Genomic DNA, 16,349 nt, shown 5'->3' with positions numbered 1-16,349 from the left:
GCCGCGCGGCGGCACGTCCGGCATCCGCTTGCAGCTGATTGCATCTGATTGCGCCCGCTTGCACTCACTTGCAACCGCTCGCACTCACCCGACCACGGCAAAGGAGTCCCCTGCATGACCCATTCCATCCACGGCAACAAACGCTGGCTGGCGCTGATCGTTCTGTGCCTCGGCGTGCTCATGATCGTGCTCGATACGACGATTGTGAACGTTGCCTTGCCGTCGATCGCCGCAGACCTCGGCTTTACCGAGACCTCGCTGGTGTGGGTGGTCAATGCGTACATGCTCACCTTCGGCGGCTGCCTGCTGCTTGGCGGGCGGCTGGGTGATCTCTACGGCCACCGCAAGCTGTTCCTTGGCGGCATTACGCTGTTCACGCTGGCGTCGCTCGCATGCGGCATGGCGAATTCGCAAATCCTGCTGGTGTGCGCGCGTGCCGTGCAGGGTTTGGGCGGCGCAGTCGTCTCCGCTGTTTCGCTGTCGTTGATCATGAATCTGTTCACCGAGACCGGCGAACGGGCGAAAGCGATGGGGGTATATGGTTTCGTCTGCGCGGGGGGCGGCAGCATCGGCGTATTGCTCGGGGGTCTGCTGACCAACCTGCTGAGCTGGCACTGGATCTTTCTCGTCAACTTGCCGATCGGCATCGCCGTCTACGCGCTGTGCGTCGCGCTCCTGCCGTCGGCACGCGGTCATGCTCACGGCGAACGGCTCGACGTGGCCGGCGCCGTCACGGTCACCGCTTCGTTGATGCTGGCCGTGTACGCGGTCGTGAACGGCAACGAAGCGGGCTGGACCTCGGCGCAGACGCTCGGCCTGCTGTTCGCCGCGCTCACGCTCCTGGCCGTGTTTCTCGTGATCGAAGCGCGCGTACAGCATCCGTTGATGCCGCTCGGTCTGTTCCGCTTGCGCAATGTCGCGACTGCCAATGTGGTCGGCGTGCTGTGGGCGGCGGCGATGTTCGCGTGGTTCTTCATTTCCGCGTTGTATCTGCAGCGCGTGCTCGGCTACCGGCCCTTGCAGGTCGGGCTCGCGTTTTTGCCGGCCAATCTGATCATGGCGTTCTTTTCGTTGGGTCTGTCGGCGCGCGTGGTGATGCGCTTCGGTCTGCGCCTTCCGCTTGCCGCCGGGCTGCTGGTCGCGGCAATTGGTCTCGCACTGTTTGCACGCGCGCCCGTCAACGGCAGCTTCGTGCTCGACGTGCTGCCCGGCATGATCCTGCTCGGCTTCGGCGCGGGCATCGCGTTCAATCCCATGCTGCTGGCCGCCATGAGCGACGTCGATCCGAGCGATTCGGGCCTCGCGTCCGGGATCGTCAATACGTCGTTCATGATGGGTGGCGCACTCGGTCTCGCCGTGCTCGCAAGTCTCGCTGCCGCGCGCAGTGACGCGCTGCAAGCCTCTGAAAATGCGGTGACGGCGCTCAATAGCGGCTATCACGTGGCATTTCTGTTCGGTGCGATTTTCGCGGCAGCGGCGGGTGTGCTGGGCGGTGTGCTGCTGCGTCCGGGGCGGCCTAGCAGCGCTGATGCACACCACGCGAATGCACACGATCACGGCGAACCCGCGGCAGCGCAGTCGCATGGCGCCAGTAATACGGCGGCAACGGAAAACTACTGAACTGCAGTGGATACGTCTGCGACGTGCCGGGCTAAGCCGGCAACATGGCGTATGGCGTCCGCTACTCGCTCGCGAAACTAGCCGCTCACCTTGAGCAACACTGGATCGTTGCGATACAGATCGGGAAACATGCGCTTCAATCCACTCACCTTCGGCAGATCGTTAATCACGATGTACGGGTAGTCGGGATGGAGCGCGAGGAAATTCTGGTGGTAGCTTTCTGCCGGATAGAAACCCTTGAAATCCTCCACGCGCGTGACAATCGGCCCTGAAAACACGTGCGCTTTGTCGAGTTGCGCAATATACGCCTGCGCGACGCTACGCTGCTCAGCATTGGCGGGAAAGATCGCAGAGCGGTATTGCGTGCCGTGGTCGGGGCCCTGGTAGTTCAACTCGGTGGGGTCGTGCGCGACTGAGAAGAAAATCTGCAGCAAACGCCCGTACGTTATCTGCGTCGGGTCATAGGTGACCTGCACCGACTCCGCGTGCCCCGTATCGCCCTCGCTGACGGTTTCATATTGTGCGGTCCCGGCCGCGCCGCCCGTGTATCCCGAGGCCACCTGCTTCACACCGCGCACGTGTTCGAACACGCCCTGCACGCCCCAGAAGCAGCCGCCCGCGAACACGGCGGTCTCGCTGTGCTGCGTGCCGACGTTCTCGTCATGCGCAGGAGGTGGAATCTTCGTCATTGCTTCGGCTGAATTCGCGATGCGCTGCGCGGCGAAGACGCCCGCCGCGATGGCGACGCAACCCGCAAGCCGTGCAAAGGACGAACGCTTGCGCTGGGAAGTCTTGCTGGTAGAGGTTGTGCTCATGATTTTCAGTCTTCCAAGGAGTGTTGATTCACGCCGTCAGGCTCGGGTTAGCCAAACGTAAATGCATACGCCTGCACACCCGGATCCAGAAACTCAATCGAGAACGTGTGATCGGCAACATCGCCGGTTTGCCGCACGAGTTGGTAAAGACGCTGCTCGGTGACGGTGCCGCTGCCATCGGCGGCGACGTCTGTTCCATGCGCGGCGCCCGGTGCCGCGCCATCCACGCTCACGCGGAAGCGAACCGGCTTGCCGTCCTTGCCCGGACCGAGCACCAGATGCAGATCACGCGCATGGAAGCGATAGACGATGCGTCCGGACGCCGCCGCGAGCGTTGCGTGTTCGGCGCCCACGTTCCACGCGCCGGCCAGCCCCCAATCGTTGACGGCAGGCTGTGACGGCGCCGTATAGGTGTGGACCTTGTCTTCCGCTGCGCCGCCGGGCGACGTGAAATTCTCGGCGCGCTCGTATCCGATGTAGGTTTCCGGCGACTGCATGTCGGCGCTGTCGGCCGCGGCCTGCACGCCTTGCGCGCTCGTGCCGGTGATGCCGATTGCAACCTTCGACGCATTCGCATGTCCTGCCTCAACGAGCAATTCCTGAATCACCTTTTCCGATTCCGCATAGTCGCCTTCGCCGAAATGGTGATAGCGAATCTGCCCTTTGCCATCGACGAAATAATGGGCCGGCCAGTACTGATTGTTCAGCGCGCGCCAGATCGCGTAGTTGTTGTCGATCGCGACGGGATAGTCGACGCCGAGGTCGTGGACGGCTTTCTTCACGTTGTCGATATTGCGTTCGAACGCGAATTCCGGTGCATGCACACCGATCACGACGAGCCCCTGGTCCTTGTATTTCTGCGCCCACGCTTTCACGTACGGCAGCGAACGCAGGCAGTTGATGCATGAGTACGTCCAGAAATCGACCAGCACGACTTTGCCGCGCAGGTCCTGAACCGTCAGCGGCGGTGAGTTCAGCCACTGAACGGCGCCGTTCAAGGTCGGGAGTACGCCTTCGACGGGCAACGCAGCCGCACCGCCCGACGCGCCTTGCGAGGCGCGCATCATCGCGCCGCCGTTGCTTGCATCGGCGGCAGCGGTGGTTGTCATCACGGCATCGCTGGCCGATGCGTTGGCCGAGACGTTGGTCTTGCTATCCGCCGCCACCGGATTAGCCGGCGTCGCACCGGGCGACAGCGTGTCGACCAGTTTCTGCTCGATACCGCCGGTAGCAATGGTCGATACACGCGCCAGCACGCCGGTGTCGAGCCCGAGCGCAATCGCCACCACGCCACCCAGCATCGCCGCGCCGATCCCGCGGCGGATCCATTCGCCCGCGCCCAGCGAGCGCTTCATCGCCGTGAACACCCGGCCGCCGATCAGCAGCGCCACCGCGAGCGAAGTCGCCGCACCGGCCGCATAGGCAACCAGCAACAGCGTGGTGCCGACGCTTGCGCCCCGCAACGCCGCGCCGGTCAGCACCAGGCCGAGAATCGGACCGGCGCACGGCGCCCACAGCAAGCCCGTGGCGATGCCCAGCAGAAAAGACGATCCCGCGCGAACCTGTTGACCGTCACTCTGCGCGAAATTCGACAGGCGATTGCCGGCGCTCACCAGCGGGCGCATCAGATGATCCGCGAAACGCGGCAGCAGCAGCGTCAGCCCGAATACGGCGAGCAAGGCGATCGCGAGCCAGCGGCCATACTGGTTAGCCTGCGTGACCCAGCCGCCGCCCACGGCGGCGAGGGTCGCGACGACGGCGAATGTCAGCGCCATGCCGGCCAGCAATGGCAGCCCGCTGCGCACGAAAGGCTGATCGGCGCGCGCGAACACAAACGGCAGCACCGGCAGGATGCAGGGACTGAGGATCGTCAGAGCGCCGCCAAGATAGGCAAGAACGATGAGTAGCATGTCGGTTCCGGGCGTTGTTGTGAGTCGGTTAGGATGGGAATGCGGTTGGGTACGGTGCTAATCAGCAAAAGGCGCAGCGGAAAGTGCCCACATCCTAGTGCGCGGGGAGTGTCAAAGTCCTCACGAAAAGTTAAATTAAATGTGATAACTCGCCGCCCGGAAATTTTGCACAATGGCGCAACGGCCGCATTTTTGCGGGCGCCTTTTCTTTCCACCGCACCAAACCACGCCCCTACCCGCGGCTAAAGCCCTCCATGGACCAACCGAAGCGCATCCTGATCGTTGAAGACGACGTCGACATCGCCAACGTGCTGAGCCTTCATCTGCGCGACGAGCGTTACGAAGTCGTGCATAGCGCCGACGGCAGCGAAGGGCTGCGTCTGCTGGAGCAAGGCGGCTGGGACGCGCTGATCCTCGACCTGATGCTGCCCGGCGTCGACGGCCTGGAAATCTGCCGGCGGGCGCGCGCCATGACGCGCTATACGCCGATCATCATCACCAGCGCGCGTTCGAGCGAAGTGCACCGGATCCTCGGCCTCGAACTCGGCGCCGACGACTATCTGGCCAAGCCGTTCTCGGTGCTCGAACTGGTTGCGCGCGTCAAAGCCTTGTTGCGGCGCGTCGAAGCCATGGCGAAAGACTCGCGTATCGACGCGGGCAGTCTGCAGATCGCCGGGCTGACGATCGATCCGCTGACGCGCGAGGCCGCCGTCGACGGCAAGCCGATCGAACTGACGCCGCGTGAATTCGACCTGCTGTACTTCTTCGCGCAACATCCCGGCAAAGTGTTCTCGCGGATGGACCTGCTCAATGCTGTGTGGGGCTATCAGCACGAGGGCTACGAACACACCGTCAACACCCACATCAATCGCCTGCGCGCGAAGATCGAAACCGATCCCGCCCAGCCCGAGCGCATCCTGACCGTCTGGGGACGCGGCTACAAGCTGGCTATGCCCGGCAGTCCAGGCGACGGACCCGCGCCCGCCGGCGCCCATCAGGACACGCCGTGAATCTGACACTGACCCAGCGGCTCTCGCTCGTCTTCTCCGCGCTGCTGCTGGCGTGCTGCGGCGCGTCGGCGTGGCTGCAGATCCGTTCGAGCGACCTGCACGAAAAGGAGGTGGTGCAGCGCCTGTCGAAGGATCTCGCCAACCATATCGCGCATCGCACCACGCTGATGGACGCGAACGGTTTGCGGCCCGACGCGGTGCGCCAACTGTTCGGCCAGTTGATGATGGTGAACCCGAGCGTCGAGGTGTACCTGCTTGACAACCAGGGCCGCATCGAGGGCGACGACGCCCCCGCGGGCCACGTCAAGCGCACGCAGGTGGATCTCGCGCCGATCCGGCAATTCATCGCGGGGGAGGCGCTGCCGATCCTCGGCGACGACCCGCGCAGCGTCGACGGGAAGAAAGTGTTTAGCGCCGCGCCGCTGCAATTGAACGGGCAGCCGCCGTCCGGCTATATCTACGTGGTCCTGCTCGGCGAGGAGCACGACGCGCTCGCCGCGCGCGTGGCCGCCAGCTCGGTGTTGCGTACAACCCTCTGGTCGATGGCGCTGGTCGCGCTGCTGGGGTTGCTGGCAGGCTTGACGGCGTTCGGTCTGATCACACGGCCGCTACGCCGCCTGACCGACGCCATGCGCCGTTTCGATGCCGATGGCGAGCCGGACACCCAGCCGGCCGTGCCGCGCTCGTCCCCCGCCGGGCGGCGCGACGAAATCGGCGTACTCGAAGCGACGTTCGCGCAGATGGCCAACCGCATCGGCGACCAGTGGCGTGCGCTGACGCGCCAGGATCAGCAGCGGCGCGAGTTGATCGCCAATATTTCGCACGACTTGCGCACGCCGTTGACTTCGCTGCACGGCTATCTCGAGACGCTGTCGCTCAAGGCCGAGACGCTCGGCGAAACCGAGCGCAAACGCTATCTGGCGATTGCGCTTGCACAGAGCGTCAAGGTTGGGCGGCTCGCACAGGCGTTATTCGAACTCGCCCGGCTCGAACACGGCAACGTGCAACCTGCACTCGAGCCATTCTCTCTGGTCGATCTGGTCCAGGACGTGTTCCAGAAATTCGAGTTGCCTGCGGAAGCGCGGCACATCCAGTTGCGCGCCGGCTTTCCGCCTCGTCTGCCGACGGTTTACGCCGACCTGGGGATGATCGAGCGCGTGCTGACGAACCTGCTCGACAACGCGATTCGCCACACGCCCGCCGGCGGTTCGATCGACGTCGATCTCACGCACAAGGATGGCAAGGTATCGGTCACGGTGAGCGACACGGGTCCGGGCATTCCAGCGGAGCAACGCGAAGGGCTGTTCGAGCGTCCATTCAATTCAGGTGGCGCGCATCGCGGTGGCGGACTCGGACTGCTGATCGTGCAGCGGATGCTGCAATTGCATCACAGCCAGATACGCCTGCTCGAGCGCGCGGAAATGGGAACGGCTTTCTGTTTCGAGTTGCCGACCACTGAGAAGCCGACTGTTGGCAGCATCGTGCTCTGATCGAGTGTCTGGCCAAGCGTGCTTCGCGGCAAGGGAAATGAAATGCGCGGGCTGGCTCATCGCCGATACTGGAACGATGTGTCAGCGGCGGCGCATTGATCAGACATCAGAATAGTTCCATGTTAGTTGCAGTGCAGCGAACGGCCCGGTCGAGGCGGCAATCTGACCGGATCAACGTGCGACTCCCACCTCGCCGGCGCGCAAGCGAACTCGCAGCTGCAACGGGCGGTTTCGCCCCGCAACCGGCCTACAGAGAAGCGCTTTTTTGTTCTACGCTATAGGGGCGACCGCAGCGCGACCCGGTGTCCGTCCCGCATCATGGCTATTTGAGGGGGCCGCGGAGTCTGCTGCGCCCGCGGATGGTCCTCCAGCGCGATACGGTGCGCCCGGCCGGAGGGTAATCTGGAGTCGGACCCGTCGCCACAACACACCCATGCCGCCCGGAGGACGTCGCTCCGGCCTCAGCGTGGGCACTTGGTGCACCCGCCCTATGGAGATTGATGATGTCGATTCGACTAGGAGAAGACGCTCCCGATTTCACCGCTGAAACCACCGAAGGGACGATCCATTTTCACGAATGGATCGGCGACCATTGGGTGATCCTGTTTTCGCATCCGAAGGATTTCACCCCCGTTTGCACGACGGAACTCGGCTACCTGGCGGGTCTCAAGCCAGAATTCGATAAGCGCAACACGAAAATTATCGGCCTCAGCATCGATCCTGTTAGTGATCACAAGGAGTGGGTCAAGGATATCGCCGAGACGCAAGGTCACGAGGTCGGCTACCCGCTGATCGGCGACCAGGACCTGAAGGTCGCGAAGCTCTACGACATGATTCATCCCGAGGCGAGCGGCGGCGGCCCGCGCACCGCGGTGGACAACGCGACCGTCCGCTCGGTGTTTCTCATCGGACCGGACAAGAAGGTCAAAGCCATGCTCGTCTATCCGATGAGCGCAGGCCGCAATTTCGACGAAGTGTTGAGGCTGCTCGACGCGCTGCAACTCAACGCGAAGCATACGGTGGCGACGCCGGTGAACTGGAAACCAGGTGAAGACGTCATCATTCCCACCTCCGTTTCCAACGACGCAGCGACACAAAAATATCCGCAGGGATTCAAAACGGTGAAACCGTACCTGCGATACGTTACGCAACCGAAGTAAAGCACTCATTGATTGGCGCTGCGAGCGCCAGACAAAGCGAAGTCAGGCGGCCAATGTGAGTCCGGGTGCATTCACGTGCCCGGCTCGCTGAACGGGGGCCCGATCTGCTGCCTGCAAGAAAGACCGTCTGGCGACACCCTACGGGCCGCGATCCTTAACCGCTCGCAAAAGCGGGCCGCGGAGTGAAATCGTGTTGATCTTCCGGCAGCTATTCGATCAGCAATCGTCGACCTACACGTATCTTCTTGCCGATAGCACGACGCGAGAGGCCGTGCTGGTCGATCCGGTATTTGAACAGGTGCGCCGGGATGCGGCCCTGATCGAAGAGCTGGGATTGCATCTGGTTTACACAATCGACACCCACGTCCACGCCGACCACGTGACCGGTGCATGGATGCTGAATCGCCGCACAGGTAGCCGGATTGCGATTTCGGCGGCGAGCGGCGCGGACGGCGCGGACCGCTATCTGAACCATGGAGACAAGGTCGAGTTCGGCGCGCGGTATCTGGCCATACGCGCCACACCGGGCCATACCGATGGCTGCATCACACTCGTACTCGACAACGAGACCATGGCGTTCACCGGCGACTGCCTGTTGATCAGAGGCACGGGCCGCACGGATTTCCAGCGCGGTGATGCGCATGCGATGTTTCGCGCGGTCCACAACCAGATTTTTACGCTACCTGCCGCGTGCCTGCTTTACCCCGCCCACGACTATCGCGGTTTGACGGTCACCAGTGTGAACGAGGAGCGGCGCTTCAATCCACGTCTTGGCGGCGAACTATGTGAAGAGGATTTCGCTGGGTACATGACGAATCTGCGCCTGCCGCATCCAAAGCAGATCGATGTGGCCGTGCCGGCGAACCTGAAATGCGGCCTGCCGGCGAGCTACCCCGCGCAAATGGCGGAGCCCGATTGGGCGCCGCTCACATGCAGCTTTGCAGGCATCTGGGAAATCAATGCCCAATGGCTCGAAGAAAATCTGCATGCGGTCGAGATCGTCGACGTGCGCGAGCCGGACGAGTTCAATGGGCCGCTGGGGCGCATTCCCAGCGCCACGCTCATTCCATTGGGCGACCTGGCCGGACGCATCGCCGAACTCGCGAAGGAACGTCCGATCGTGACTGTCTGCCGCGCCGGCGGACGGTCGGCACAAGCCACGATCATGCTGCGACAGGCCGGATTCGAACAGGTTGCCAACCTGCCCGGCGGCATGCTCCGCTGGCGCGCGGAAGGCCGCGTCGTCGAAAACGCCAGCATGTAGCGGTATTGTCGGCTGATAGCGAATCGTCGGCCACGCGCGCAGCTCGACCGATGCTTATTTATTGAACGGAGCCTTTTCCGGTTCAGCGGCGTACTTGTCCCGGATCGCGTTCACGCAGTGGGTGAAGCGCGTGCGGAAACCGACGGAATCGATGCTCGGCGGCGTGAGCCCATCCGAAGTCACGTTCCATCCGTCGGACGTGCGGGCGACGTCAAGATCGAAAGCAGGGCCCGGCTCTTCCTCGAGAATGACCGTCTCGCGCACATGGCGGCCCTCGGCGCGAATGATCGCCATGCATCCCTGGTGAAGCCCACCCGGGGCATGCGTTTTGCCGCTGCCCGGAGCGACGTTATCCGGAGCCGCGCCGTACATCCGTAGTGATTCGAATTGGGGCGGCGTACCCGTAGTAACGAATGCGACATCGCTCTCCGATATCCCGTCGCTACAGCCGGCTACCAGACTGGAAATCGCAGCGAGTGCGATGCCGGCGAAAACACGTCGGAGATTCGATGTGGCGTGGCGTGACATGGTTGGTCTGGGAATTAATTGGCGGTGCATGGCGATGAGCGCCATTTGGAGGTAAGTCGGTGCGGGCAATCAATCCCGGCTCGACTCGATCCGATCGACGAATCCGCAATCCAGCAGGATTTGACACAAGGTGTCAGGCGAGCAGGACGGCCCCGCCACTTCGCTCAGCCGGGCGAGAACATCGGAGAACGAGGCCAGGACGCGCCAACTGTCATAGTAAGCATGCAGTTGCGGCACGATCTCATTGCCCAGTTTCTCCCAGCGAACGGAAAGCATCCCGACCGTTCCGCCGCCTTCCACCCGGTAGAGACCGAACGTGACGGCCGAAACAACGCCCATCACCCGGCAATAGGAAGCCGGGTTCACATAGAATTCACGCCTAAGACGCTCATCGTTGTTCATCTCCGGTCCCCTGCCTGAGCTTTTACGGTTGTTACCCGTATAACGGCGCGCAGGGGCCGAAGCTTGAGTCTCGCGCGCGGCATCTGCCTCGCAACGTCAACACAATTAACGGAGCAGCCCCTCACCCGCCGAGCAATTCCGTCATCTGCGCGTTCAGGTCATTGACGAACGCGTGCTCACCCGGCCCCGGATTCGCGCGGAACGCCTTCGCCCCTTCGACCAGAACCTCATCCACGTCATTCCCAAGGACGGCGATCGTTTCGTCGATGAAGGCGTCAAGCGGCATCGCCTGTTCGGCCTCGCGGCTGTTCATGAGGTCCGTGCGCACCCACGGCGGTGCGATCTCGAGTACGCGAACTTTCGTGTTTCGCAGCATGAAGCGTTGCGAGAGGATGTACGAATGCAGCGCCGCTTTGGTCGATGAATACACCGACGTCACGGCCAACGGAACGAAAGCAAGGACCGAGCTCGTATAGGCAACGACAGCATCGTTCCGGGTCTTGAGGTGATCGAGCAGCGCCGACGTCATGCGGATCGGCCCCATGAGGTTGGTCGTGATGGTGGACACCATCAGCGCGTCGTCGATATGACCGCCGGCCTGGTCGGGCTGCATGATCCCGGCGTTGTTGATCAGCACATTGAGATCGGGATGCTCCGCGATCAGTTGCGCCGCCACCTTCTCGATGCTGGCCGGGTCGGTAATGTCGAGTTCGATTGCCGCCATGCCGGGATTTGCCGCCACCACCTCGTCGAGATGGCCGCGCCGCCGGCCGCTGATGATGACCTTGTTGCCGCGCTTGTGGAGTGCCTCGGCAAGCCCGCGGCCAATGCCCGAACCGCCGCCCGTGATGAAGATCGTGTTTCCGGTGAGTTTCATGATGATGTTCCTGTTGAAGTTGCTGATGCTGTAGGTGGAGTTGGCGTGTTTAGGCAGGGAACCGGTCGCCGAACATCGGCAAGCCGCTCACGGAGTCGGCCCGGGTCGCTTCGTCCTGAAGCACGTCCCAGTGCTCGGCGAGTTTGCCGTCTTCGAAGCGGACGACGTCTGCTGCAATCCATGCAGCGGGCCTGCCGTTCCCCGAGAAGCGTCCGTGTGCAATGACATAGTCGCCCTCGGCGAGGATCAGCTGGTTCTCGTAGCGCAAGGTATCGGGCAGCGTGCGAATCAGGTCGAACAGGCCGTCACGTCCCGGCGCGATATGGGCGCTGTGTTGAATGTAGCGGTCAGACCAGAAGCGCTCGGCGGCTGCGTAGTCGCGCTTGTTGAACAGGGTGTCGAATGCTTCCAGTACGAGCGCCTTGTTCTGTTCAGGCGTTGTCTTCGTCATGTTGAGATCCTCTTTGAAGAGTGAAGTGACGACGCGTTCAGGCGTCGGATAACCGTTGTGCCTCCCGCTGCCTGGACATTCAGGTAAAGAAGGCTATACTCAAGACAATGGTGAATGACATTGTCATTGAGATGCATTGTGGGCGGCCGCCTCGGCAATGTCAATGGTGATCGACATTGTATTTTTTGATGGATCTTATTGGGTCGCTATCGACCGGAGGGAGGGAAAGTGGGTGTTTCCAGGCAACAGGCGGTTGAAAACCGGCTCGCGATCGTGACAGCGGCCGAGAAGCTGTTCCGTGAGCGCGGGGTCGATGCGGTCGGGCTCGCCGAGCTGATGAAGGCGGCGGGTTTTACGCAGGGCGGTTTCTACAACCACTTCAAATCGAAAGACGCGCTGGTCGCCGCGGTAGTGGAAAAGGCGATGGAAGAAGGGGGAGAGGCTTATGCCGCGCTGATCGAAAACGCGAAGTCGTCCGGCGCCGACCCGCTCAAGTACAACATTGAGTGGTACCTGTCGCCCGAGCATCGCGCGAATATCGAGGCGGGTTGCCCCTGGTCGGTTTTTGTCGGCGACGCCCGCCGGTTCGACGACGCCGCGCGCGACTCTTACGCAGAAGGGCTCGCGGTGAACCTCGAACGATTCACCAAGGTCATCGAAGAAACCGAGGGAATCAGCGAAGGCAGCCGCAGCAAGGCGATCACGTTGTTCAGCCAGATGGTCGGTGCGCTGCTGCTGTCGCGCGCTGTTGCAAACGTTGATCCGGCGCTCTCGGATGAAATTCTCGACGAGAGTCGCCAGCATCTCCTCGCCGCGGTGGAGACGCAGCCTGAAATTCAGGCAAGCGGACGCTCGCGCCGGCGGTAACCCAACGGGTAGTTCGGCGGTGTGTATGGAGCTTTACCGACACTCACCGCTGTGCCACGCTGGACGCGATTTTTATAAGCGTCAGACGGGGGAATCGTTGGCCTTTGCGGCACCTTTTATCGCGGCGCACTCAAGCATCGCCTCGCCGATCACGTTTTCGCCCCGTTCGTTAAGCGCAGTGCCGGCGCCCTGTATATCCCGCACTTCCTTGTTCTGGCTGAGCTTGACCTTCCCGACGAGGCGCGTGATTTCGATCTCGACGCCCACAATCGCCTTGAGCAGCGTATCGATGTAGTCGCTGGCGCTGTCCGTCATTTTCCACGGTTGGGGCTGGGATGCTTCATGAGTCCGGGTAAGACGGGCAACCAGCCCTCGAACATAGCGTTCGTCATCGCGGATGGTTACCCGGCCGTGGGCATGGACCACCCTGTAGTTCCATGTCGGCACCTGCTTGTGAAACTCGTGCTTGCTCGGATACCAGGTGGGCGAGATGTAGGCGTCGCCCGCGCGAAACACGACCAGGACCTCGTCCCCGTTGGCCACGTCCTGCCACACCGGATTTGCACGCGCCACGTGGGCATGAAGGACGCCACATGCGCCTTCGTCGGCTTTCAGATCAAACGGAATGTGATTGGCGTCCAGACCGCTTTTGCCATGCGTGAACAGAATGCCAAGCGGATTCTCCGTGATCAGCGTGTGCAGCACCTCGGTGCGTGGTTCATCAAAATGCGTGGGTACGTACATATGAGCTCCGTGATGAGTGCAGCGATGCGCTAGCCCTCATTGCAGGTGCAGGCAACGCCGGTGCGGCCCCCTGCGCATGGCAGGGTCCACGCCTGTGAAGAATTGTGGCTGCAAACTGGTTTATATTGTAGAACCAGTTTGGATGATTTTCTTTGGACCAGAAAGCCATGGCTCGCAAACCGAAAGCGGTGGAGGTGCCGTCGATCGGCATGCTGGATCGAGCCGCGGGCCATCTGGGTCTGCAGCTCGCGCAGGCACTCCGCGACGCCGTCCGTCGCGGCGACCTCAAACCCGGCGAAGCGCTCCCCTCCACGCGCACCTTGGCTGCGTCGTTGCATGTGGCCCGTGGCACCGTCGTCGAGGCATTCGAGCAACTGATCGCCGAGGGCTTTCTGCAATCGCATCCTGGTGCCGACACGCGCGTGGCGCAATCGTTGACGCCGCCCGCCGACGCCCGCGGGCGTTCCTCGTCAGTGGCAGCCGCCCCGCTTCCAGAACGCGCCCGCCTGTTCGCCCAGGTTGCACGGCAGTTTGCTGCCGTCCCGCAGGCGCCTTTCGCTGTTTCGGTGCCCATTGGACCCGCCGCTCCGGACGACGTCTGGCGCCGGCTCGGCAACCGGCTGCGCGCCCGCGGACCCGGCGCTCCGGCTGGATATGGCGAGCCGCAAGGGGCACGGGCGCTGCGCGAAGCGGTGGCCGACTACGTCAGGAAATCGCGCTCGGTCCGCTGCGAAGCTGACCAGGTGATCATCACGAGCGGCACCCAGCAGGGTCTTTACCTGTCATGCCAGGTGCTGCTCGATGACGACGCGCCGGCGTGGGTGGAAGACCCGGCGTATCGGGGCATTACCGCCATTCTGGAAAGCAGCGGCCGCCCGGAGCGCATGATCCGGGTGCCCGTCGATGCGGAGGGCCTCAACGTCGATGAGGGTATCAAGCTGGCCCCGCACGCACGGGCGGCCTTCGTGACCTCGTCGCATCAGTATCCGCTCGGAATGCCATTGAGCATGGCGAGGCGCAACGCATTGCTGGAATGGGCCCGCTCAAACAATGCCTGGGTGGTCGAAGACGACTACGACAGCGAACTGCGTTATGCGGGGCATCCGTTTCCTTCGCTCCAGGGACTCGACCCTAACCGGGTGGTCTATCTCGGCACCTTTAGCAAGATCCTGTTCCCGTCATTGCGGCTCGGCTATGCCGTTGTCCCGGAGAACCTCGTGGAGGCCTTCTGCGGCGCGCGCGTGCTCATGGATCGCAATCCGCCAAACGCGGATCAGCACGTCCTGGCGGCCTTTATCGCGGAAGGTCACCTGGATCGCCACATCCGGCGTATTCGTGGCGTCTATGCGGACCGCCGCGCGTGCATCATCGAGACGATCGAGCGACTGCTGCCGAAAGAGGTCGCCTGGCTGCAGCCGAGTGATCAGGGCATGCACCTCGTGCTCTGGCTCGGCGGCGACGTCGACGACAGGAGGGTGGCGTCGTTAGCAGCCGAAAGTGGCGTCGCTGTGCGAGCGGTGTCCCCCATGTATTCCGAGGGCAAAGGTCCGATGGGATTGATACTGGGTCTCGGGGGCTTCAGCGACGCCGAAATCGAAACGGCCACGCAGCGTCTCGCCGCGAGTATCGCGGCTGCGGCAAAAGCGGCGCGCCGTGCGAATCGTCCGGGCGCCGCTACCGTTTTGGGGCAGTGATACGAGAATGGCCGGCGTCCGCCCGCTACCGCTAGCCTTGCTGCGCTTGCCAGCCGATGCCGAGGCTCTTCTGTAGCGACACAAAATCCTTCAGCAACTCGGCCTGTCCCGCGACGACGCTCTGCTGCGCGGTGAATTCTTCGCGCTGCGTATCGAGCAGATCGATCAGCGTGGCGACCCCTGCGGAATAGCGCTGCCGCATCAGCGTGGCCGAGTGGACCGCGGATGCTTCCACCTTCTGCAACGTGACGACATGCTCGCGCTGATGCCCATAGCGCGACAGCGACGAGTTCGCGTCCTGCAGCGCGCCGAGCACGGCCTTCGTATAACGCGCCTCGGCTTCGTCACGCGATGCCTCGGCCGCATGCACGCTGCCCAGCGTGCGACCGAAATCGAACGCATTCCATTGCAGATACGGCGCGCCGATCCAGCTGAAATTGCTCTTGCGCACGAGGTGACCCGGATCGCTTGCGCTAAAGCCGATATCACCGAGCAGCGTCACCTTCGGGAAAAAATCCGCGATGTGTTCGCCAATCTGCGCATTGCTCGACGCGAGCCGCCGCTCCGCTGCACGAATGTCGGGACGCTGCTGCAACATCGCGGACGGATCGCCGATCGCCACCGTCCCGGGCAACGCCGGCAGCGGCCGCGTGCGGGCGAGCTGTTGGTCCAGCGCGCCAGGTTCACGACCGGTCAGCACGGCGAGGCGGTCGAGCGAATCGGTCAGTTGCGCGTCGAGCGGAATCAGCGTCGCGCGCGTGTTCTCAACCTGGGTGGTCAGGCGTTCGACATCGATGTCCGCCGCCGTGCCGCGTTCCCGGCGCTGCTGCGTGAGCGTCAGCATTTTCTGTTCGATCTCCGCCTGATGCTGCGCGAGTTCAAGCCGCGTCTGCTGGTCGCGCAACTCGATGTAGGCCTGCGCAACCTCGGCCGCGAGCGATACCTGGGTGTCCGCGAGATCGGCGTCGACGGCTTCCGCATCCGCCGACGCTGCCTCAATAGCGCGCCGCGTGCCGCCAAACAGATCGATTTCCCACGTAGCGTCGAAGCCCGCCGTATAGAGCTGCAGCGGGCCGCGCCCCGACGACGCTGCATTGCTGCCCGATGAACCTGAGTCGCTTCCCGAACTGAGCGAACTCAGATCAGGCGAGCGCATGCGCAGCGCGGCAGCATCGCCAGAGACTTTGGGCAAAGCGTTCGCACGTTGCTGCTGCAATTGCGAACGCGATTCCCGCAACCGCGCCTGGGCGATATGCACGTCGGGACTATGTGCAAGCGCGGCGGCGATGAGGTCGTTCAGTTGCGGGTCGTTGAATGCGAGCCACCACTGGTTCGGCGCGGGCGTCGCAGTCGTACCGGCGGCTGGCGCACGCACGAAAGTCGCGCTGCTGCGGGCGTCCTGCGCAACCGGTGGCGCGCCGTGATAATCCGGGCCAACCGTGCAGCCCGACAAAACGGACAGAAGCGCGGCGGCGGCCAATGCGAAACACGAAGGACGATTGAACATCATGGTGAGA

15 protein-coding genes are annotated in these 16,349 nt (G+C 63.0%); 7 read left to right on the top strand and 8 right to left on the bottom strand.

Annotated elements, in window-relative coordinates:
- Positions 1-114: 114 nt before the first annotated feature.
- On the top strand, positions 115-1,620 hold the full coding sequence (locus PQQ95_RS10350) for a DHA2 family efflux MFS transporter permease subunit (RefSeq protein ID WP_408437289.1): 1,506 nt from the start codon (positions 115-117) through the stop codon (positions 1,618-1,620).
- A 77-nt stretch (positions 1,621-1,697) separates the two neighbouring features.
- Here the strand turns inward: PQQ95_RS10350 and msrA are convergent, their stop codons facing one another.
- Together msrA and PQQ95_RS10340 are read right to left on the bottom strand one after the other, a co-directional pair.
- Positions 1,698-2,435, bottom strand: coding sequence for a peptide-methionine (S)-S-oxide reductase MsrA (gene msrA / locus PQQ95_RS10345; protein WP_408437288.1), 738 nt, complete (start codon positions 2,433-2,435; stop codon positions 1,698-1,700).
- A gap of 47 nt (positions 2,436-2,482) precedes the next feature.
- A complete protein-coding gene (locus PQQ95_RS10340) occupies positions 2,483-4,345 on the bottom strand; it encodes a cytochrome c biogenesis protein DipZ (RefSeq protein WP_408437287.1) in 1,863 nt (620 codons plus the stop codon).
- Positions 4,346-4,599: 254 nt separating this feature from the next.
- Between PQQ95_RS10340 and PQQ95_RS10335 the strand changes: the two genes are divergently transcribed.
- The 4 genes from PQQ95_RS10335 to PQQ95_RS10320 all read left to right on the top strand — a co-directional run bounded on the left by PQQ95_RS10335 (position 4,600) and on the right by PQQ95_RS10320 (position 9,269).
- Positions 4,600-5,355: a response regulator transcription factor gene (locus tag PQQ95_RS10335; RefSeq protein ID WP_408437286.1), complete on the top strand. Its 756-nt coding sequence runs from the start codon at positions 4,600-4,602 to the stop codon at positions 5,353-5,355.
- Positions 5,352-6,845, top strand: a complete 1,494-nt coding sequence (locus tag PQQ95_RS10330) for a sensor histidine kinase (RefSeq protein WP_408437285.1) — start codon at positions 5,352-5,354, stop codon at positions 6,843-6,845. Before PQQ95_RS10335 ends, PQQ95_RS10330 begins: the two co-directional genes overlap by 4 nt.
- Positions 6,846-7,348: 503 nt before the next feature.
- A complete protein-coding gene (locus PQQ95_RS10325; RefSeq protein ID WP_408437461.1) occupies positions 7,349-8,005 on the top strand; it encodes a peroxiredoxin in 657 nt (218 codons plus the stop codon).
- Positions 8,006-8,198: 193 nt separating this feature from the next.
- Positions 8,199-9,269 (top strand): rhodanese-like domain-containing protein, encoded by a 1,071-nt coding sequence (locus PQQ95_RS10320; RefSeq protein WP_408437460.1) that lies wholly within the window; start codon positions 8,199-8,201, stop codon positions 9,267-9,269.
- A gap of 54 nt (positions 9,270-9,323) precedes the next feature.
- Here PQQ95_RS10320 and PQQ95_RS10315 read toward each other — a convergent pair whose 3' ends face one another.
- From PQQ95_RS10315 to PQQ95_RS10300, 4 genes are all read right to left on the bottom strand, one after another.
- Entirely contained in the window at positions 9,324-9,563 is a 240-nt protein-coding gene (locus tag PQQ95_RS10315) for a hypothetical protein (protein ID WP_408437284.1), read from the bottom strand.
- 303 nt (positions 9,564-9,866) lie between these two features.
- Positions 9,867-10,199, bottom strand: coding sequence for a hypothetical protein (locus tag PQQ95_RS10310; protein WP_408437283.1), 333 nt, complete (start codon positions 10,197-10,199; stop codon positions 9,867-9,869).
- A 121-nt stretch (positions 10,200-10,320) separates the two neighbouring features.
- Positions 10,321-11,076: an SDR family oxidoreductase gene (locus tag PQQ95_RS10305; protein WP_408437282.1), complete on the bottom strand. Its 756-nt coding sequence runs from the start codon at positions 11,074-11,076 to the stop codon at positions 10,321-10,323.
- Positions 11,077-11,125: 49 nt separating this feature from the next.
- Positions 11,126-11,527 (bottom strand): nuclear transport factor 2 family protein, encoded by a 402-nt coding sequence (locus PQQ95_RS10300; RefSeq protein ID WP_408437281.1) that lies wholly within the window; start codon positions 11,525-11,527, stop codon positions 11,126-11,128.
- Between the two features lie 228 nt (positions 11,528-11,755).
- Between PQQ95_RS10300 and PQQ95_RS10295 the strand changes: the two genes are divergently transcribed.
- Entirely contained in the window at positions 11,756-12,394 is a 639-nt protein-coding gene (locus PQQ95_RS10295; RefSeq protein WP_408437280.1) for a TetR/AcrR family transcriptional regulator, read from the top strand.
- Positions 12,395-12,475: 81 nt separating this feature from the next.
- On the opposite strand, the gene PQQ95_RS10290 is transcribed toward PQQ95_RS10295, so the two are convergent.
- Positions 12,476-13,138 carry an FMN-binding negative transcriptional regulator gene (locus PQQ95_RS10290; RefSeq protein WP_408437279.1) on the bottom strand — a complete coding sequence of 221 codons (663 nt, stop codon included), beginning with the start codon at positions 13,136-13,138 and terminating at the stop codon, positions 12,476-12,478.
- Between the two features lie 167 nt (positions 13,139-13,305).
- Here PQQ95_RS10290 and pdxR point away from each other — a divergent pair, with 167 nt between their 5' ends.
- Entirely contained in the window at positions 13,306-14,832 is a 1,527-nt protein-coding gene (gene pdxR / locus PQQ95_RS10285) for a MocR-like pyridoxine biosynthesis transcription factor PdxR (protein ID WP_408437459.1), read from the top strand.
- A 31-nt stretch (positions 14,833-14,863) separates the two neighbouring features.
- On the opposite strand, the gene PQQ95_RS10280 is transcribed toward pdxR, so the two are convergent.
- Positions 14,864-16,342, bottom strand: coding sequence for an efflux transporter outer membrane subunit (locus PQQ95_RS10280; RefSeq protein WP_408437458.1), 1,479 nt, complete (start codon positions 16,340-16,342; stop codon positions 14,864-14,866).
- Between the last annotated feature and the right edge of the window lie 7 nt (positions 16,343-16,349).

It is taken from the genome of Paraburkholderia caffeinilytica (genome assembly GCF_046030355.1).
Taxonomy (GTDB): Bacteria; Pseudomonadota; Gammaproteobacteria; order Burkholderiales; family Burkholderiaceae; genus Paraburkholderia; species Paraburkholderia caffeinilytica_B.
Note: the sequence above shows the minus strand (reverse complement) of the source record. Positions and strands in the feature narration are given on the sequence as shown.